The 19,422-nt window shown below is 36.2% G+C and carries 13 protein-coding genes and 1 pseudogene; 9 read left to right on the top strand and 5 right to left on the bottom strand.

All coding sequences use genetic code 11. The annotated features are described in order from the left end of the window. Nucleotides 1–62: 62 nt before the first annotated feature. The gene (locus HF196_RS00920; RefSeq protein WP_168456234.1) at nt 63–3,443 is read left to right on the top strand and encodes an isoleucine--tRNA ligase; all 3,381 of its coding nucleotides are present in this window, start codon (nt 63–65) and stop codon (nt 3,441–3,443) included. A gap of 302 nt (nt 3,444–3,745) precedes the next feature. Further along, nucleotides 3,746–4,698, top strand: a pseudogene (locus tag HF196_RS00915) (IS481 family transposase). An 85-nt stretch (nt 4,699–4,783) separates the two neighbouring features. On the opposite strand, the gene alaS reads toward HF196_RS00915, so the two are convergent. Next, nucleotides 4,784–7,414: an alanine--tRNA ligase gene (gene alaS / locus HF196_RS00910; protein WP_168455416.1), complete on the bottom strand. Its 2,631-nt coding sequence runs from the start codon at nt 7,412–7,414 to the stop codon at nt 4,784–4,786. 192 nt (nt 7,415–7,606) lie between these two features. Here alaS and HF196_RS00905 point away from each other — a divergent pair, with 192 nt between their 5' ends. The 4 genes from HF196_RS00905 to HF196_RS00895 all read left to right on the top strand — a co-directional run bounded on the left by HF196_RS00905 (nt 7,607) and on the right by HF196_RS00895 (nt 12,263). Beyond that, nucleotides 7,607–8,662, top strand: a complete 1,056-nt coding sequence (locus tag HF196_RS00905; RefSeq protein ID WP_168455415.1) for a hypothetical protein — start codon at nt 7,607–7,609, stop codon at nt 8,660–8,662. 132 nt (nt 8,663–8,794) lie between these two features. Beyond that, on the top strand, nt 8,795–8,902 hold the full coding sequence (locus HF196_RS06155) for a TomO hydrophobic C-terminal domain-containing protein (protein ID WP_458694641.1): 108 nt from the start codon (nt 8,795–8,797) through the stop codon (nt 8,900–8,902). Nucleotides 8,903–9,014: 112 nt separating this feature from the next. Next, entirely contained in the window at nt 9,015–11,465 is a 2,451-nt protein-coding gene (gene topA / locus HF196_RS00900; protein ID WP_168455414.1) for a type I DNA topoisomerase, read from the top strand. Nucleotides 11,466–11,807: 342 nt separating this feature from the next. Further along, complete coding sequence (locus HF196_RS00895; RefSeq protein WP_168455413.1) at nt 11,808–12,263, top strand: ankyrin repeat domain-containing protein; 456 nt, start codon at nt 11,808–11,810, stop codon at nt 12,261–12,263. 134 nt (nt 12,264–12,397) lie between these two features. Here the strand turns inward: HF196_RS00895 and trhO are convergent, their stop codons facing one another. Then, nucleotides 12,398–13,204, bottom strand: a complete 807-nt coding sequence (trhO, locus tag HF196_RS00890; protein ID WP_168455412.1) for an oxygen-dependent tRNA uridine(34) hydroxylase TrhO — start codon at nt 13,202–13,204, stop codon at nt 12,398–12,400. Nucleotides 13,205–13,325: 121 nt separating this feature from the next. Here trhO and HF196_RS00885 point away from each other — a divergent pair, with 121 nt between their 5' ends. Further along, nucleotides 13,326–14,924 (top strand): ABC transporter permease, encoded by a 1,599-nt coding sequence (locus HF196_RS00885; protein WP_168455411.1) that lies wholly within the window; start codon nt 13,326–13,328, stop codon nt 14,922–14,924. A gap of 16 nt (nt 14,925–14,940) precedes the next feature. On the opposite strand, the gene apaG is transcribed toward HF196_RS00885, so the two are convergent. Further along, the gene (apaG, locus tag HF196_RS00880; protein WP_168456233.1) at nt 14,941–15,345 is read right to left on the bottom strand and encodes a Co2+/Mg2+ efflux protein ApaG; all 405 of its coding nucleotides are present in this window, start codon (nt 15,343–15,345) and stop codon (nt 14,941–14,943) included. A 96-nt stretch (nt 15,346–15,441) separates the two neighbouring features. Between apaG and HF196_RS00875 the strand changes: the two genes are divergently transcribed. Then, entirely contained in the window at nt 15,442–16,503 is a 1,062-nt protein-coding gene (locus tag HF196_RS00875; RefSeq protein ID WP_168456232.1) for a 5-(carboxyamino)imidazole ribonucleotide synthase, read from the top strand. Nucleotide 16,504: 1 nt separating this feature from the next. On the opposite strand, the gene HF196_RS00870 is transcribed toward HF196_RS00875, so the two are convergent. Beyond that, the gene (locus tag HF196_RS00870; RefSeq protein WP_168455410.1) at nt 16,505–17,533 is read right to left on the bottom strand and encodes an aspartate-semialdehyde dehydrogenase; all 1,029 of its coding nucleotides are present in this window, start codon (nt 17,531–17,533) and stop codon (nt 16,505–16,507) included. Nucleotides 17,534–17,671: 138 nt separating this feature from the next. Between HF196_RS00870 and HF196_RS00865 the strand changes: the two genes are divergently transcribed. Further along, nucleotides 17,672–18,088, top strand: a complete 417-nt coding sequence (locus HF196_RS00865) for a hypothetical protein (protein WP_168455409.1) — start codon at nt 17,672–17,674, stop codon at nt 18,086–18,088. 21 nt (nt 18,089–18,109) lie between these two features. Here HF196_RS00865 and HF196_RS00860 read toward each other — a convergent pair whose 3' ends face one another. Then, nucleotides 18,110–19,396 carry an APC family permease gene (locus HF196_RS00860; protein ID WP_168455408.1) on the bottom strand — a complete coding sequence of 429 codons (1,287 nt, stop codon included), beginning with the start codon at nt 19,394–19,396 and terminating at the stop codon, nt 18,110–18,112. Between the last annotated feature and the right edge of the window lie 26 nt (nt 19,397–19,422).

Below are 19,422 nucleotides of genomic sequence, written 5' to 3'. Positions count from 1 at the left end.
TTTTGAGTTTGTAATTTTCCAAAAAGCCCTATATTCTTTGGTTTTGTCCAACCAAAATGAACATGAAGCAAAAGCATTATCCTGATACAACTAGCAGTCCTGATTTTCCATCGTTGGAAAAGGGAATCATAAAATTTTGGCAGGAAAACAAAATTTTTGAGCGGTCAGTTGAAGAACGTTCCAAGGATAATTGTTTTGTCTTTTACGATGGACCTCCATTTGCAAATGGACTGCCACATTATGGACATTTACTCACTGGTTTCATCAAAGATGCATTTGCAAGATATCAAACCACGCTACAAAAAAGAGTTGAGCGTAGGTTTGGTTGGGATTGCCATGGGTTGCCGGCTGAGATGGGTGCAGAAAAGGAACTTGGAATATCTGGTAGGACTGAGATAGAAAAATTCGGCATCGAAAAATTCAATAATCATTGTCGTACTTCTGTGATGAAATTTTCATCAGAATGGGAGAAATATGTAAATAGACAAGCAAGGTGGGTAGATTTTCATAATGACTATAAAACCATGGATAAGTCATTCATGGAGTCAGTTATGTGGGCATTTAAGCAGCTTTATAACAAGAATCTGGTATATGAATCAGTACGCGTTGTTCCCTATAGCTGGGCATGCGAAACTCCACTGTCTAATTTTGAAACAAGACTTGATAATGCATATAGAGAAAAAACTAGCAAGGCCGTAACTGTAGCATTTGAGCTTTTAGAAAACCCAAAGCAGTTTAAACAAAAATGTAAACTGCTTGCTTGGACTACAACTCCTTGGACGTTGCCGAGTAACCTAGCATTGGCAATAGGGAAAGACATTGAGTATTGTGCAGTGTTAGTTCCCTCCTTGGTGTCATGCCAGCGTGTGACGCTGTCTGGAGAGAAAGAAACCTGGATCCCAGTGTCAAGCACTGGGATGACAGAAAAGAGTGCCGGAATGACAGAAGAGGAGGCTACTTGGATGACAACAGAGGGCAATGAAGAAAATCTAGTGGATAGTGAAATATATATCTTTGCTGAAAGCTACCTAGAGAAATTTATCAGCCACTCTAAGCAAAACAATATTCCATATGAAAATTGCAATATAAAACTTAAAGCAAATGATCTGGCAGGTCTTTCTTATAAACCACTATTTGATTACTTTAAAGATACAAAAAATGCTTTTCGCGTTTTCATTGCTGATTATGTTACAGCAGAAGATGGTACCGGTGTTGTGCACACTGCTCCTGGATTTGGTGAGGAAGATTTTTACCTATGCCAAAGCCATGATATTCCAGCCATTTGTCCAATTGATAACGGTGGAAGATTTACTGCTGAAGTTTCAGATTTAGCTGGAGTTCATGTTTTTGATACTAACGATACAGTAATAAAGAAGCTGAAAGAACAAGGAAATTGGTTCAAAACTGAGCAATATATTCACAATTATCCACACTGCTGGAGAACTGATACTCCTTTGATCTATCGCACTATGCCTTCTTGGTATGTTGCTGTGACAAAATTCAAAAGCAGAATGGTAGAGCTCAATAAGAGAGTTAATTGGATACCAAACCATATAAGAGATGGTCAATTTGGAAAATGGCTTGAAGGAGCGCACGACTGGTCAATTTCACGTAATCGATTCTGGGGTACACCGATTCCTGTATGGGAATCAGATGATGCTCGGTACCCAAGAGTGGATGTGTACGGCTCGGTAGCAGAACTAGAGCGAGATTTTAACGTTAAAGTGAATGATTTGCACAGACCATTTATTGACACTTTAACAAGACCAAATCCTGATGATCCAACCGGAAAGTCAGTTATGCGCCGTGTACCTGACGTATTCGACTGTTGGTTTGAATCTGGTTCAATGCCATTTGCACAAGTCCACTATCCGTTTGAAAATAAAGAATGGTTTGAGAACAATTTTCCTGCAGATTTTATTACCGAGTATATAGCACAAACAAGAGGATGGTTCTATACGCTTTTTGTACTTTCGACTGCTTTATTTGACAGTGAACCATTTAAGAATTGCATATGCCACGGCGTAGTTCTCGATATAAAAGGACAAAAATTATCCAAACGTTTGAATAATTATGCAGATCCAATGGAGGTTTTTGATAAATATGGTTCTGATGCGCTGCGCTTTCTTATGCTTTCTGGATCGATTGTTTGTGGTGGAAATTTGTTGCTTAATAAAGAAGGAAACTCAATCCGAGACGTTCTGAGAAACGTAATAAAACCTGTTTGGAACAGTTATCACTTTTTTACCATGTATGCAAACGCGGATGGAATTAAAGCTGAAATTTGTAAGGATTATCAAAGCACTATTGATTGTTACATGATTGCCAAATGTTTTGAAGTTGTAGGAGGCATTCAAACTTCTATGAACAATTATAATTCCCAAGAGGCTTGCAACATTCTGGTGGATTTTTTCGAAGTGCTAAATAATTGGTATATTCGTCGCAATCGCGAACGCTTTTGGAAAAGTGATTTAGATCAGGATAAGATTGACGCTTATAACGTTCTATATACAGGTTTTTACTACATACTTCGGGCTGCAGCTCCTCTATTGCCACTTATAACGGAGACTATATGGCAAGGGCTTAAATATAAAGAAACGTCTGTTCATTTGGCTGATTTTCCACAACTAGAGGGGTATGATAATAAAATAATTACCAAGATGGATTTGGTAAGAGAGGTGTGCAATGCTGCGCTCTCTATTAGGAACACTTTTAACATACGTATCAGGCAACCGCTTGGTAGTATGATCATTTATCATCAGTCTTCCTGTAGTTTTCTTGAGGATGAGCCGTTTTCTTTCATCCCAGTGCGCGACACTGGGATCCAGTGTGCTGAAGACTCAAATGAGTACCAAGAGATGATAAAAGATGAGGTAAATGTAAAAAAACTAGAGTTAGTGAACAAACTTGAAGGTACTGCATCACTAGAGCTAAAACTGAATTTCCCTATGCTTGGAAAAAGGATTCCTGACAAGATCAAAAAATTAGTTCAATATGTCAAAGAGGGAAAGTGGAAACAAATTGATAATGAGCAAGTGTTCTTGGGAGATGAATCAGAGAACTATATTGTAGAAAAAGGTGAATATGAACTATTACTAAAAGCAAACAGTGAATATTCTGCTGTGTTTGATAACAACAAAGGGATTGTTATCCTAAACACTGAATTAAATGATGAACTAATTTTAGAAGGGCTCGCAAGAGATGTCGTGAGGCTTATTCAGGAGACTAGAAAACAAGCTGATTTTCATATATCAGATAGAATCGGAGTAATAATCAAGACAAAGGATGAAAAGATTAAAGAAGCGGTGAATATTTGGAGTGAGTACATAAAAGAGCAGACACTTGCCTTATCTCTAGGAGTGAATGTAGAAATTGGAACCAACTTCTACTCCAAGGAATATCAAGATTTAATTGTTAGTATTAAAAATCAAGATATTAATTAAGTTGCAAAATTTTTAATACTCGTGTATACTTTAAAGTGAGGTATAATATGAATAATGTTGTTGCAGGTTATGAAGAAATTGTTGGCTCAAGTAACAATGACTTAGGTGAAAAAAGGCTGTTGCTACTTTGGAGGATATGGCTGCTAGTTTTGACATTCCGCTGAATATATTTCATTATAAAGATTACAAATCTGACTTTTTTACCTCCTGGTATAATGTAGCGAGCGGAATACTTGATGTATGGTCCCAGAGAGTGATGGTATGATAAAATATGAGAAAAAAATACCATCGAAGGAGGAGTTATGGGACAAGTATTACATGGGTGCGCCCGAACAACAGAGGCAATTCGTAGAGCAATACAAAATAGTAAAGAGAGCATAGCAAAGCTCTCCAAATATTATAACCTAAATCCTAAAACTATTATAAAATGGAGAAAACGCTCATTTACCCAAGATGCTGATATGGGTCCAAAGCATCCAAGATCAACTATCTTAACTCTGGAAGAGGAAGCTGTAATTGTTGCATTTCGCAAGCATACACTTCTACCATTAGATGATTGCCTTTATACCTTGCAGTCTACAATTCCTCACTTAACTCGTTCTAGCTTGCATCGCTGTTTACAAAGGCATAACATTAGTAGACTACCAGATGTTGATGGTGAAGCTAAAACAAAAAAGAAGTTCAAACAATATCCTATAGGATATTTCCATATTGATATTGCAGAAGTTAGAACAGAGAAGGGAAAACTATATCTATTTGTTGCTATAGATAGAACATCCAAATTTACTTATGTTGAGTTACATAAAAGTGCTACAAAACCCATAGCTGCTCAGTTTTTACGTCATTTGATTAAAATTCTACCGTATAAAATTCACACCGTTTTGACCGACAACGGCATACAATTTACCAATCAGAAGCGTCATCTTTCCAACACATATTTGATAGAGTTTGTCAAGAATATGACATTGAACATCGTCTAACAAAAATCAGCCATCCTTGGACGAATGGGCAAGTTGAACGTATGAACAAAACTTTAAAAAATGCTACTGTAAAGAAATATTATTATCGGTTACATCAACAACTCAAAGATCATCTTTATGACTTTGTTATGGCCTACAATTACGCTAAAAGACTTAAAACTCTCAATGGTCTTACTCCTTTTGAATTTATATGTTCTCAGTGGACAAAATCTCCTGATTTATTTATACTAAACCCATACCATCACTCTCTGGGACCATACATCTCAGGACATTGAATTTACATTGATTAGCAAAGATGAATCAAAAGACGTTAGCAAGAAGTTAAATGAAGTAAACGTAGCACAGCTAGAGCAGGGGGCACTAGCTGCTTAGTTCCTTTACAGCTTTACTACAAATAGCTGTGATGATTTTGTCGTTATCGCAGCCCATTTGAGCAAGTTCAGCGTTTCCACTGCAACCCCTTCCAGTTACGGTAGATACCAGCTCTTTTGCGCTGATCTTATCAGTTAAGTCTTTACTTACTTTGACAATCAGCACTGTTTTGTTTTTTTCCGTTGCTGTGAAAGCTATTACAGTTTGTGGTTTTTGTTGCTGCAGAACAAATTCCCTTATTATGCTCGCTGGAATGTCAATGAAAGCATGGCTTATGAAATTTACCCCATTTATTTCGGTGCTTTTTACGTTCTCTGCACTTGCGAGCTTTTTATAAAGGTTTTTTATTTTAGCTTCAGATTCCTTACGATCTTGGCTTAAAATACTGAGTCGGCTTATTATTTCGTTTACTGGCGCTTTTACGGATTCTGCAACTTTTTTCAAGTTGATTTCATTATCACGCACATAATTAATTGCTTCTTGACCGGTCAAAGCTTCGATCCTTCTTACTCCAGATGCAATAGAACATTCTGTTACTATCTTAAACAAGCCAATTTCTCCAGCGCGCTCCACGTGCGTGCCGCCACATAACTCCTTTGAATCTCCAATGCTTACCACTCTTACTCGGTCGCCATACTTTTCGCCGAACAACGCCATAGCTCCTTCGTCTATCGCCTGATTCATGCTCTGAATTTTTGTAGATGTAGAAAAATTTTCTCTGATTAGGGAGTTTACCATATCTTCTATTGCAAACAGTTGATCCTGAGTAACTTGAGTGCTGTGGCTAAAGTCAAACCTCAGTCTATCCGGTGCAATTAAGGAACCTTTTTGAGTTACGTGATCACCCAAGACTTTTCTCAATGCAAGGTGCAGAAGATGTGTAGCTGAATGATTTCTTCTTAGGTCTTGCCTTCTTTTCTTGTCAATACTGGCTGTAACTGTGTCACCTTTACAAATTGAGCCAGATTTAACTATACACCTGTGCAAATATAGGTCATTAATCTTATTGGTGTTTTCCACTGTGATTACATCTGGGTTTAGAATCTGGATCCCAGTGTCGGAGCACTGGGATGACAATAAGAGAGGCACTGGGATGACAATAAAACATCCAGTGTCCCCCACCTGTCCACCTGATTCGCCATAAAAAGGTGTTTTATCAAGTATAATGGTTGCCTTCTCTCCTTCTTTTGCAGAATCAATTATTTCATTTTTAAGAGAAATTATAGCTATCACTTTTGCATCCTTTACCTCACTAAACTCATAACCGACAAATTCTGTTTTGCCAAATTTATCGATCAAATCGAACCATATTTGCTCAACGGACTTTTCGCCAGATCCAGCCCATTTAGTACGTGCTCTCTCTTTCTGCTCTTTCATTGCGTTATCAAAACCTTTTTGGTCGAAATTTATTTTCCTCTCTTTTAAAATATCAAGTGTAATATCCAGAGGAAATCCATAAGTGTCATATAGCTTAAACGCCGATTCTCCTGGCAGAGTATCACCTGGTTTTAAATCTGTAGTAAATTTTTCCAAGAGACTAATGCCTTTCATCAAAGTATCCTTAAAGTTCTCTTCCTCCAATTTTAACGTTGTCTCTATTGAGCTTTTAGCTCTGATTAGTTCAGGATAAACATCTCCCATATAAGCTGAGCTTGAGCTATCTATCAGCACTGGAAAAATGCGATGGAGTAGAGAGTCATTATGTCCAAGCAGGTGGACATAACGTGCCGCTCTTCTGATTAATCTGCGCAGTACGTAGTTCCTGCCTTCATTTCCAGGGAGTATCCCTTCTGCAATAAGAAATGCAGCTGCACGAAGATGATCCGCGATGATCTTATGAGCTACTTTATTTTCTGTATTTCGACAGAGCTCTTGCGACTTATTTATCAGAGCAGAAAATAGATCAATATCATAATTATCATGAACGTTTTGCATTACGGCAGCTATTCTCTCAAGGCCCATTCCAGTATCGATGCATTTTTTTGGTAATTTTTGTAAATTACCTTCTTCATCTTTATTAAATTCCATGAATACCAGATTCCAAATTTCAACAACTCTGTCGTCATCTTGTAAATTAGGATTTGCATGGTCATAAAAAATTTCAGAACATGGGCCACATGGACCAGTATTGCCCATGCTCCAAAAGTTGTCATCTGTTGCAATTTTGATAATTTTATCATCCGAAAAACCACTTACCTTGCGCCAAATCTCATATGCTTCATCATCAGTGTGATAGACAGTTATGGATAATCTATTTTTGTCAAGAGACAATTCTTCAGTAATGAATTCCCACGCAAGTTCTATCGCAGTTTTTTTAAAGTAATCACCGAAACTAAAATTTCCGAGCATTTCAAAAAATGTATGATGCCGAGTTGTATAACCAACATTTTCAAGATCGTTGTGCTTGCCACCTGCTCTTAAACACTTTTGACTTGAGACAGCACGTTTCATCTCAGTTTTTTGTAAACCGGTGAAGATGTTTTTAAACTGCACCATACCAGCATTTGTAAACATGAGTGTAGGGTCATGCTCTGGGATCAAAGGAGAAGAAGAAACCTGCTCATGGTTGTTACTTACAAAAAACTTTATAAATCTTTCTCTAATTTCATTTAGCTTCATCGTTTTTATTGAGATTATCTATGCATAATAAGTTGTAATGAGAGTAAAATCAATTCATCGCTCTGAGTATTAATATATACATTATTTAATATAATAAAAATAATACTTACATAAAAATTTTAACAAAAAGACATAGACTGAAACTTTCAATGTGCTAGTATAGTGAATATTAATAAATTTAGGAATAGATGTATGACAAAAAGATCAAAAAACGCCTCGCGAAGAGAAGAAATGACACCATTCGAGGGAAGGGCAACAGTTACTATTTTTTCTAGCTTGGAAGACATAGAAAAAGGAAGAAAAATATACTTTTCATTGAAAGGAAAGGGGTTGACGATTGATTATCTTAGTATATCTGACAATTCATTTAGCTTATACTTCACTAATGGAATAACAAAAGAGGTTCCAACTCCTGAAGGATATTGTAGATTGATGATTAACAATATTATTTCAGATCTGAGAAGTGGGAGAATAAAAAGCAAAACAGAGTATGATTTCAGAAAATTCGACGAAAGATATCTAAAAGGTCTAAAAAAGCTTTTGAGTCAAGAGACTACAACAACTAGTTTGCAGGAAGAATCCACTACTGAGGCGGTTGACTATGAGACTAAGGCCATTAGAGCAGCTAGCACCATCGGTAGTACAACAACAGAGCTATTCAATTCTAGCCAATTGAAAGAATCCGCTACTGAAGAGCTTGACTACGAGGTGCAAGAAGATAGCGAATATTTTGCTGTAGAACCAGCTCCGTTAAAACAACAAAAACTTGATCTTGCACCAGATGAGACAACTGAAGAAATCAAACACATAATGGAAGAAATAAAAAGTTCGAATACTAGTCATGGCATTACAACTGAAAATATAGAGTATATTCAAGATATGACAAGAGATGTTACTTTTTCCCCTGGTAAAGTCACATCAAGAAACGTACCAGCATTTTCTGAGTTGAGCAGCACAAATGCGACATTACCTCAATTGCCAAACGAGTCAGGGATTATCGGCACAACAGTAGAAGGATTATCAACACTGAGTGCTTATATTATAGCGCCAGTATTATTAGTAGCTGCTGTTACTGTGGGTGGATGCTGGTTTTTGCATAAAAAGAAGAGAGAAGATAGTTACGATGTTGAAAAAGCTGGTGTAGAAAATGAAGTAGAAGCTCCATTTTCTGAAGAGCAAAATTCTCTGCTTGATGAAATAAATATTAAATCAGGGGTGTATAAGTCTTTTCAACGTAATGTTGATTAGTACGTAGGAGCTACCGCACAAGTTTTGTTATTGTAGTCTAAGTCACCGCGATTCATTCGCGGTATCTTGGATGCTTATACGTAGCAGCTGTAAAGGTTGTATAATTATTAATAAATTAACAATTACCTAGAAATGCTGGCAGTGGAAATAGCAGTAGGAACTTGTTGTCTGATTGTTGCTGCTACGTTCGCATATCATTGCAGTAAGCCTTCAAAGTTACTTGAAAATAGCAATGTCTAAGATTTTGGTGACGGTCAACAATCTATTGTGTAAAATTCACAGGACCTATTAAAATATTTTTTTACATTTCATTATATATTCCTCAACATATTATCTTTAAATACTAATAATTATGGCTTTATTGATAGTTGAGTCGCCTGCGAAGGCAAAAACGATAGGCAAGTATCTAAGTAAAGAGTTCAAGGTAGCTGCATCTTTTGGACATGTAAGAGATCTGCCAGTGAAAAACGGTTCTGTTGATCCAGATAATGATTTTGCCATAAAGTATGAGATTGTTGAGAAAGCAGAGAAGTATGTAAAAGAGTTGGCAAAGGAAGCAAGTAAAACATCAGATATATATCTTGCAACAGATCCAGACAGGGAGGGAGAAGCAATAGCTTGGAATGTAATAGAGGCACTAAAGGAAAGGAAAGCAATTAATGATAAAAGCAACGTCTATAGAGTAGTTTTTAATGAGATAACAAAAAGAGCAGTGCAAGAAGCAATAAAGAATCCACGTGAAATAAATATGGACTTAGTGCGTGCACAACAAGCGCGTAGAGCTTTAGATTATCTGGTTGGGTTTAATTTGTCGCCACTGCTATGGACGAAATTGTCAGGAAGCAAATCTGCAGGGCGAGTGCAATCTGTTGCACTGAAGCTCATATGCGAGCGAGAAGATGAAATTAGTAAATTTATAACACAGGAGTATTGGAACATAAAGGCAGAGATGCAAAATAGCAAAAGCGAAACGTTCTTTGCTATGCTCAGCCACTATGATAATAAAAAGCTAGAAAAATTTGACATTAAGAATGAAGAGGAAGCAAAGAACTTAGTTGGGGAGATTGAGTCAAGGCAATATGCTGTAAGCACAGTAGAACGCAAGCAGGTTAAGAGAAACCCGCTTCCTCCATTTATTACTTCAAGTCTTCAACAAGATGCAGTGAATAAGCTTTACTTTAATGTGAAAAATGTTATGCGCATAGCGCAAAACTTATATGAAGGTATCGATATTGGTGGTGAAACTGTTGGGTTGATAACTTACATGCGTACAGACGGGTTTTATATTGCAGATGAGGCTATAAACTCAATCAGAGAGTCGATTAAGTCGTTATATGGCGATAAATATTTACCCAAGTCTCCTCGTCAATATATAAAAAAGGTCAAAAATGCTCAGGAAGCGCATGAAGCAATTCGTCCAACTGATATAAACAGAACGCCAGGTAGTATCAAAGACTATTTAACGCCAGAACAATTTAAATTGTATGATTTGATTTGGAAGAGAACCATTGCAAGTCAGATGGAATCGGCGATTCTAGATCAAGTAGTAGTTGAAATTAGCTCTACTGATCAGAAGGTAATTCTAAGAGCAAGTGGATCGAGCATATTTTTTGATGGTTTCTATAAAGTTTATAGAGATAACACAGACAGTGAAGACGAAGGCATGCTGCCTGCCTTGCAAGAAGGTGAAGCGTGCAAACTGATCTCTGTTGATCCAAAACAACATTTTACTCAGCCTCCACCGCGTTATAGTGAAGCCAGCATCGTAAAAAAAATGGAAGAAATTGGCATAGGACGTCCATCAACTTATGCAACTATTATTTCAGTTTTGCAGGATCGTGAGTATGTCACATTAGATAATAAAAGATTTATTCCCAGCAGCCGTGGTAAGATTGTTACTATATTTTTAGAAACTTTTTTTCAGCGTTGTGTAGAATATAGCTTTACAGCACAGATGGAAGAAAAGCTTGATTTAATCTCAAATGGACGTGCAGATTGGAAAAAAGAGCTAGGCTATTTTTGGGTACCGTTTTTTAATCTTGTAAACTCTGTCAAGCAAATGACGCATGATGAGATTTTTAGCGGTATTCACAGTTTAGTAGTCGATTGGTTTTGTTCAGAAGAAGGAAAAAAAGAGATAGGTAAAAAATGTCCTGAATGTTCTGATGGTATATTGAAATTGAACTTTGGAAAAGCAGGGGTATTTCTTGGGTGCTCTAACTATCCTGCATGCACCCATACAAAAGAAATTACTGGCAGTAACGACAACTCAGAATACCCAAAAAGTTTGGGTATAGACGATGTGACAGGGCAAGAGGTGATGATCAAAAAAGGCCCTTTTGGGCTTTATCTGGAGTTCAATAACGAGTCAAAAAAGAAAAAAACGGTTTCCATACCAAAAGATATAAATGTTAATGATATTGATCTGAATACCGCTACTCAGTTACTTTCCTTACCGAAAGTGATCGGAGAACACCCAGAAACCGGGAAGGAAGTAAAAATAGGCCTTGGAAGATTTGGGTACTATATTTTCTATGATGGTAGATACTTTTCCCTTAAGAAGAGTTCTAAGGAAGTATTGGAAACACAATTAGATGAAGCTGCGCAAATTATTGCAAGCAGTCCACGTAAAGAGCTAAAGTCCCTCGGTTTTAATGAAAAAGGAAAAGAAGTTTTCATCTGCAACGGTAAGTATGGATTCTATATAAAATGCGGTAAAACAAATGTTGCCTTAGGCAAAAATGCAGATATTGAAAGTATGGATTTGAAAAAAGCTTTAGAGTTAATTAAGAATAAAAAATAAATGCTTAAAACCCCAACTATGGATTAGAAATTTGGTATAATATCAAAAAAAGGAATAGAAAGTCAGCAAGTTATACGATCAATAATCCATACATAACAGAAAGTTTGCTAATATCAATTGCTGGTTGAAAAGTATTGAATATCAGCAACTTACAAATATCCGAAGTAAAAATGATTTTATGCTATTAAAATTAATGCAGAAAAAACTCAGAATTTCAGAAGTTTGCATCAAGTTAATCCATAGTTCAGGTCTTAAAAGATATCTTGCAACTCTTCTGTAAATGCAATATGTTGAGCTTTATAAAAATACTTGTTAATCATTAGTGTATATGGAGGTAAAATTATGTTAAATGGTACCAGAGGTTATGATTTATATAAAATTTTAAGGGAGTACTGTAATGATGAAGTTGAACCAGTAGGCCATGAGCGTCTAATGGGCAAGCATACAGACATTAATGCCAAAGATAATATGGAAAGAACTGCTTTACATTATGCTGCTTATTTCAATGATACTGATATGGTTGAACTTCTTCTCAGAGCAGGAGCAGACATTGATGCCCAAGACAATCTGGGGAGGACTGCATTGCACTATGCTTCTTATTTCAATAATACTGATATGGTTGAACTTCTTCTCGAAGCAGGAGCTCAAACTAATATAAAAGACAATAATGATAAAAAACCGCTTTATTTTGCTAAGAATAAGGAAGTAATTGATTTATTCAAAAGCTTGCCAGCTAGGTGCCTTTCTAGTATTGTGGTCAGTTGTCTTCTAGCTCCTTTCTCAGTTATTTGCGATTGAAATTTTACTATACCTCAGGTTGGTAGTACAAGTAGATGCTTTTTGGAATGTAACTTACCTAGCTTGGAACTTGTTAAGTAGAAGAGATTGTGAAAAATAAGAATATCCTAGCGCATAAACTTTTTTCCAATGCTTCAAGGCTTACAGCCAGAACAAACAACCTGGCCGCGCGGGACTGATTTGAGCTCATCGGTTGAGACTTGATTTGAGCAGAATATACATTCTATTTGATTACTTGGGGCAAGTGAGTTATTGACAGCAATTCTGTCATCGAAAACAAAACACTCACCTTCCCAGTTATTATTTTTATTATGAGTTCTTTCAAGGTAAGAAAGAATACCACCTTTAAGATGGTAGACATTGTTAAATCCAAGGCTTTTCATATATGCTGTAGATTTTTCACATCTAATGCCACCAGTACAATACATAGCTACCTTCAGATTTTTGCTCCCAGAGAAAGACTTTGCCCACTGAGGAAATTCACGAAAGCACTGAGTGTGTGGATTAATTGCATTCTTAAACTTGCCTAATTTCACTTCATACTCATTTCGTGTATCTATTACTAAAACATCAGGTTGAGAGATAAAGTTATCCCAATGCTCTGGATCTACATATTGACCTCTAAGGGAAAGATCAAGGTTGCTTACACCAAGATTTACAATTTCTCTTTTTAACCTAACTTTCATTTTGCTAAATGGTTGATATCCTGCTGCACTCTCTTTCCAGGTAAGATTTTTTAGCCTGCAATCAGAGCGTAGAAAGTCAAATATTTCATCAATTGCGTTTCTTCTGCCAGATATAGTTGCATTAATGCCCTCTTCTGCAAGCAGTATAGTACCCCTTAATTCGACGTTGTCGCATGCAGTTTTAATTGCGTCCTTCATGTCATAGTAATTAGCAAGTTCTACCAAGTGATAGAAAGTTGCGATGACGAAGCTCATAATTATTAACTTATCAACTTAAAATATAGTACATAAAATTATAAAGACATTCAACAGATCAGCTCTAGATATCTTCAGCTTTTGCATATAACATTTTAATATTAAGTGTGGATTTAATTTAATGTTTTTAAGAATATTTAAAAATATATTCTTATTTTTGGTAAGTATATTATTTATCTGTCCCATATTGTCATTAATATCGATCCTGTTTACAGAATCAACGAACTCTGGATGGGTTATCAGTACGCTTTTTCCTGAGTATATACTAAATACATTAATTTTGATGGTCGGAGTTGGGAGTATATCTTTTATATTTGGTGTGGTGCCAGCATGGCTCACCACGTTTTTTTCATTTCCTGGGAGTAGAATTTTTGAGGTTGCTTTATTTTTTCCAATATCAATACCTGGATATATAGTATCGTTTGTTTACGTTAATGCACTGGAGTTTTCAGGTCCAACACAAAGTTTATTGAGGGAAATCTTTCACTGGAGCAAAGGAGATTATTGGTTTCCCGAGATCAAATCTTTAGGTGGTGGAATGTTGGTGATGGGATTTAGTTTATATCCATACGTTTACATATTAGTCCGCTCGAACCTAAAAAATGTTAGCAACTCAGTTACTATTGCGTCTACACTTGGGTTCTCTTCATTGCAAAGTTTGTTTTCTGTCATAATACCTTCTATACGTCCATCAATTATAGCTGGATTATCCTTAGTGCTGATGGAAGTGATTACCGACTTTGGCACACCACAGTTTCTTGCAATTGACACTTTTACAACAGGGATATATCGTACCTGGTTTTTACTGCATGATAAACATTCAGCAACTATTTTGGCAGTCGCGGAATTGGTCTTTATTGTAATGCTAATAACTATTGAAAAAATCCTGCAAAAAAGAGGAATATCCTATTCTGCAATCAATACTAATGCAGATTACCACAACAAGCGAAATATAAGCGGCACTATTCCATTGATCCTTACTTACACCCTGTGTGTATTGCCAATACTAATAGGGTTCATTTTACCAATTATTCCACTGATATATTGGAGCATAGAGAAGGGATTTTTCATATATGAGGCTAGGTTCTATAGCATAATAGCAAATAGTTTTAGTCTGTCATTTATCACTGCACTAATCTCAGTTAGCATTGCGATAACGATTGGATATGCGGCACGTAAAAATAAAGTAATCAATAACATAGCACGTTTCATTTCTTTAGGCTATGCAATTCCAAACGCAATTATTGCAATTAGCATAATAATATTTCTGAGCAAAATATCTTCTTTTGTTACTCAATATATCGTGGAAATGAGCTTAGTAGGAACTGTTGGTGCTTTAATTTATTCATATTTATTTCGTTTTTTTGCTATATCTTTCAAGGCAATAGAGTCTGGGCTTAAGAAAACACCAAATGAAATTGAGTGGACTGCATATACTATGGGTCATGGGCCTATTTCCACGTGCCTGAATGTGCATATTCCTCTCATTAAAAAAAGCATAATATCGGGATTTTTACTTGTGTTTATGGATACGATTAAGGAGCTTACTGCAACACTTATTATAAGACCATTTAATTTTGAAACTATATCAACTAGAATATATGAGCTTGTAAGTGATGAGCGTTATAGAGAAGCTGCTCCATTTTCCTTGATGATAATTGTAATCGGTTTAGTCTCTACAATGGTTCTGTTTAAACTTGATGATGAGAACAAAAAATAAATTTTAACTGCTAAGCCTAATGCGGCCTAACGTTTACGTATGGGCTATCCAAAGAGAAGGGCGGTATCATAACCTCAAAAGTTTTTGTGCTTTCTTCATTTAGAAATTCGTACTTACCTCGCATTATTCCAGATGGTGAATTCAAGTATGTTCCGCTTGTATACTTAAATACTTCTCCGGGTTTAATCACAGGTTGCTCTCCGATAACACCAACACCAGCAATTTCATTCACCTCCCCTTTATAATCTATTATTTGCCAATGGCGGCTTAGCAATTGAATGGTAGATGAGCCTTTATTTTTTATCTTAACATTATATATCCATACGTAGCAATTTTCATAGGGGATAGATTGTTCCTCGATATAAATTGGCAGAACTGTAACTTCAACAGAGTTAGTAGTAAGTGCGTATTCTAAAGTCATATCATGATAGGAAAACAACACCTTAATTATACACTATTTCCTTGGATTTTTCAAGCGTATTATCGTATTCTAATTAGCAGCAATAATCATAAAACAATGCTTAGCAAAAAAGTAATAGGAATAATAGGTAGTGGACAATTAGGTAAAATGACTGCTATTGCTGCAACAAAGCTTGGGAAAAATACACACATTTTTGCTAGTGCTGAGGGTGATCCAGCTTGCTCTGTTGCTGACGATTTAACAATAGCAGATTTGTCTGATAAAAAAGCGCTTGAATCTTTTGCACGGAGCGTGGATTTAGTTACCATTGAATCTGAAAATATCCCTTGTGATGCAGTTGATATTGTATCACGGCATGTAGACTTTTATCCAGGTAAAAGAGCATTATACATCGCGCAAAATAGGCTTAGGGAAAAAGACTTTATTAGAAGTTTAGGTATAAAAACCGCTGATTATAAAAATATACAAAATTATGATGAGCTATTAGAAAGCAATAGAACTTTTGGCTATCCCACAAGACTAAAAACAACAGAGATGGGTTATGACGGAAAAGGGCAATATGTGATCAATAACGATTCTGAGGCGAAGCAATTTGTTTCTTTTGACTGGAATACACAATATATTCTCGAAGCAAGTATTGATTTAATGAAAGAGATTTCGATAGTCGTTGCAAGGGATAGAAATGGTAAGATGGCTTTTTTTCCTATAGCGGAGAATCATCATGTTGATGGGATACTCGACACTTCAACTGTACCAGTTAAAATAGACAGTAAGCTAACTCAAGAGGTACAACAAGTTGCGAGGAAAATAGCAGATGTGCTTGATGTAGTAGGAATTATGGCTATTGAATTTTTTATTACTGAAGATAATGAGTTACTAGTCAACGAACTTGCTCCAAGACCTCACAATTCTTGTCACTGGAGCTTGGACGCATGTAACATTAGTCAATTTGAACAGCTAGTCAGAGTAATATGTGGGTTACCTATGCAAGAAGTAATGCTACGCTTTCCTTGTATGACAAAAAACATAATAGGTAGTAATATATACGATTCTCATGGGTACTTGAGCGATAAAAAAGCTAGTTTAACCATATATGGCAAAAAAGAGATCAGGGATAAGCGTAAAATGGGACATGTCAATATAGATTTGAGTTGTTGATTTACAAGTGCTCTCTCACCAAAATCTCTAGAATCTGTACTATATTGAGTGCTGCACCTTTGCGCAAATTGTCAGCTACTATCCACATATTTAATCCGTGCTCAACAGTATTGTCTTGTCTAATGCGCGATACGTATACTGCATCTTCCTGCACAACATCAATTTGAGTTGTGTATTCACCGTCTTCACGTCTATCGTACATCAAAATTCCATTATCCTCAGCTTCTCTTAGCACTTCCCGAGCTTGCTCTTCGATTATAGGCTGATCAAATTCTACATTTGCTGCAATGGCATGGCCAATGAAAACGGGTACCCTGACGCAAGTTGCAGTTACTTTTATCTCTTCCCCTAAGATTTTTTTTGTTTCCTCTTGCATTTTCCATTCCTCTTTTGTAGATCCATCTTCCATGAATTCTCCTATATGAGGAATGCAATTGAATGCTATTTGCTTAGGGAATATTTCAGGTTTTTTAGTTTCATTCATGAAGATTTTTTTTGTCTGATTATAGAGCTCATCCATTGCTGCTTTGCCTGCGCCAGAAGTGGATTGATAAGTTGAAGCAACAATTCTCTTTATTTTTGCTCTTTGGTGTAATAGATGTAGTACTAACAGCATCTGTATTATAGTACAATTTGGATTAGATATTATGTTGTGGTTTTTGTACTCTGAAATTTTTTCTTTATTAACCTCTGGAATGATTAGTGGTACGTTTTCTTTCATCCTAAAATGGGAGCTGTTGTCTATCACGATGCATCCAACTTTTGTTGCAACCGGTACGTACTTTTCAGAGACACTATATCCAGCACAAAAAATTGCTATATCAATTCCAATAAAATTATAACCTTCAAGGCATGAGACGGTTAATTCTTCATCACCAAAACTTACTTTTTTCCCCTTTGATTTTTTAGATGCAAATGCAGTAACAAAATCTATCGAAATTTTTTTTTCATCTTGAAACTCAGCGAGTATACCTAGCACCTCACGTCCTACTCTCCCGGTTGCTCCAACAACAGCAATTCTATACCCCATATAGATACCTCTAATTTTAAAATTATATTATATTTTTACTGACAAAGTTTACAATTACTTTAATATTTTTACCTTGAAATTAATTGTAATTTAGTTATTATTATGCAATATTAATTATATTACATAATAAAGCGAGAGATGAGTAAGGAATATAATGAAACTAAGTTAAAACCTGCACCATCCATATCTCAGGAGTCTGAGAAAATTAATGGGTCAAGGGTTCAAAACATTCTCTCACAAAAAAAGTATAAAATAAATTTTGATGATAAAAAGTATGCTGTGAAAGTCATTAAGACACAGTTTGCAAAAGCAGAACAGCGACCTTCCAAACTAAGGGATTTCCTAAAATCAATACCGATGATAGGAGGGCTTCTAGCAAGAATTTTCGCACCTGAAGAAGAAACATATAAAAAACTAAGATTGCAAGCAGGTCACCCTAGTGAAGCAAAAAGTAAGACCTGCATAGACAATAAACATACAGAGGAAGTGGGAAGCAGGCTTAAGAAGAGTAATGTTGAGCAAGTAGACAAAGAAGAGAAGAACCTTGGCCCATAAGCATCGATCATTTAGATCTAGCTACTCAGTGCGTTGTACCGAGGCTCTGCGATACCAAAATAAATAAAGAGGTATGCCACTTGCGGTGAATAAGCTCGAAATTAGCAAGGTGTTTACAGGAGTTTCAAGTATCACCCAGCAGCAAAAGATTGTTGCTATACTACCAATTAAAAGCTTGTAATAATTTCTCTCCTTTACAACAACCTTTAGAAAAGCAAGGCTGCATGCAAGGTAGACAAATAAAAATGAAACTACAGAAAAGTCGATAATCGAAGTGATCTGCTGAGCAAAATTGTTACTTGAAGTAAGAATTAGCAAAACTGCAGTTCCAACTGAGCTGGTTATTATTCCCCAAAAAGGAGAACCATGTTTGTTCCTTTTGGCAAAAAATTGTGGCATAAGTCTATCTCCAGCAAGACCAAAAGCAACTTGTCCACTAGATAATACCCAAGCATTTAAACTACCAACACAAAAAATGGATGCAATTACAGAAATAATCAAATGCCAATTACCAGAAAGCATAATTTTTATTGCGTCAACATATGGTGCTCTTGAATTTGCTAAATCATTCCCATTTATTAACCCCATAATCGCGAAATTATTGATAAAATATATAACAGCAACACAGATTGTGCCAAGTACCACAGCCCTTGGTATAGTTTTGGTTGGGTTATCGACCGACCCTGCAGGTGCTGTTGCCAGTTCAACTCCAACGAAACACCATAAAGTCAAAAGTGTAGAACGGGCAAGAATCTGCGATGCTGTAAGACTTGAGATTTCTTCACTTATGATAAAGTTGTTTCTATCGAAGAAAAACAACGCTGCTACAGGTATTGCAAGCAATACAGAAATTTTTATAACCGTAAGTAGGAACTCAATGCGCCCAGCAGTAGCTATTCCTCTTAAATTTACTAACGTAATAACTGTAAATAGTAGCAACTCTAAAAGCAAACGCATGCTTTGGATATCTTCATGGAAAAATGGTGTAAGATAACCAACACCCACAACTATTAGAGCTGTTGTGCTCACCCAGGAGATTATCCAATATGTCCAACCAACAAAAAAAGCTGCTGTAGGACCAAAGGCATGTTTTGCATAAACGTGGGGACCTCCAGTCTCTGGAAACTTTGCACATAGCGTAGCAAACACTAATGCAAGAGACACAGCACCAGCTCCTGATATTACCCAACTTATGAGGCTATAAGCTCCGTATGGCGCAAGGCTGATTGGAAGCATAAAAACCCCAGAACCAATTTGACTACTGATTACTAAAGCAAAAACAGTTAAAAAGCCTATTTTATTTGACACAATACCTCTTGATTCTATCAACACAG

Source organism: Wolbachia endosymbiont of Ctenocephalides felis wCfeJ (assembly GCF_012277315.1).
In the GTDB taxonomy this organism is placed as follows: Bacteria; Pseudomonadota; Alphaproteobacteria; order Rickettsiales; family Anaplasmataceae; genus Wolbachia.
Note: the sequence above shows the minus strand (reverse complement) of the source record. Positions and strands in the feature narration are given on the sequence as shown.

What these genes read in the sequence shown, in the direction of transcription:
- topA (WP_168455414.1), top strand. Translation starts at nt 9,015, where the DNA reads ATGGCTTTATTGATAGTTGAGTCGCCTGCGAAGGCAAAAACGATAGGC.
- alaS (WP_168455416.1), bottom strand. Translation starts at nt 7,414, where the DNA reads ATGAAGCTAAATGAAATTAGAGAAAGATTTATAAAGTTTTTTGTAAGT.
- apaG (WP_168456233.1), bottom strand. Translation starts at nt 15,345, where the DNA reads ATGACTTTAGAATACGCACTTACTACTAACTCTGTTGAAGTTACAGTT.
- HF196_RS00920 (WP_168456234.1), top strand. Translation starts at nt 63, where the DNA reads ATGAAGCAAAAGCATTATCCTGATACAACTAGCAGTCCTGATTTTCCA.
- HF196_RS00865 (WP_168455409.1), top strand. Translation starts at nt 17,672, where the DNA reads ATGAGTAAGGAATATAATGAAACTAAGTTAAAACCTGCACCATCCATA.
- HF196_RS00905 (WP_168455415.1), top strand. Translation starts at nt 7,607, where the DNA reads ATGACAAAAAGATCAAAAAACGCCTCGCGAAGAGAAGAAATGACACCA.
- HF196_RS00870 (WP_168455410.1), bottom strand. Translation starts at nt 17,533, where the DNA reads ATGGGGTATAGAATTGCTGTTGTTGGAGCAACCGGGAGAGTAGGACGT.
- HF196_RS06155 (WP_458694641.1), top strand. Translation starts at nt 8,795, where the DNA reads ATGCTGGCAGTGGAAATAGCAGTAGGAACTTGTTGTCTGATTGTTGCT.
- HF196_RS00875 (WP_168456232.1), top strand. Translation starts at nt 15,442, where the DNA reads ATGCTTAGCAAAAAAGTAATAGGAATAATAGGTAGTGGACAATTAGGT.
- trhO (WP_168455412.1), bottom strand. Translation starts at nt 13,204, where the DNA reads ATGAGCTTCGTCATCGCAACTTTCTATCACTTGGTAGAACTTGCTAAT.
- HF196_RS00885 (WP_168455411.1), top strand. Translation starts at nt 13,326, where the DNA reads ATGTTTTTAAGAATATTTAAAAATATATTCTTATTTTTGGTAAGTATA.
- HF196_RS00895 (WP_168455413.1), top strand. Translation starts at nt 11,808, where the DNA reads ATGTTAAATGGTACCAGAGGTTATGATTTATATAAAATTTTAAGGGAG.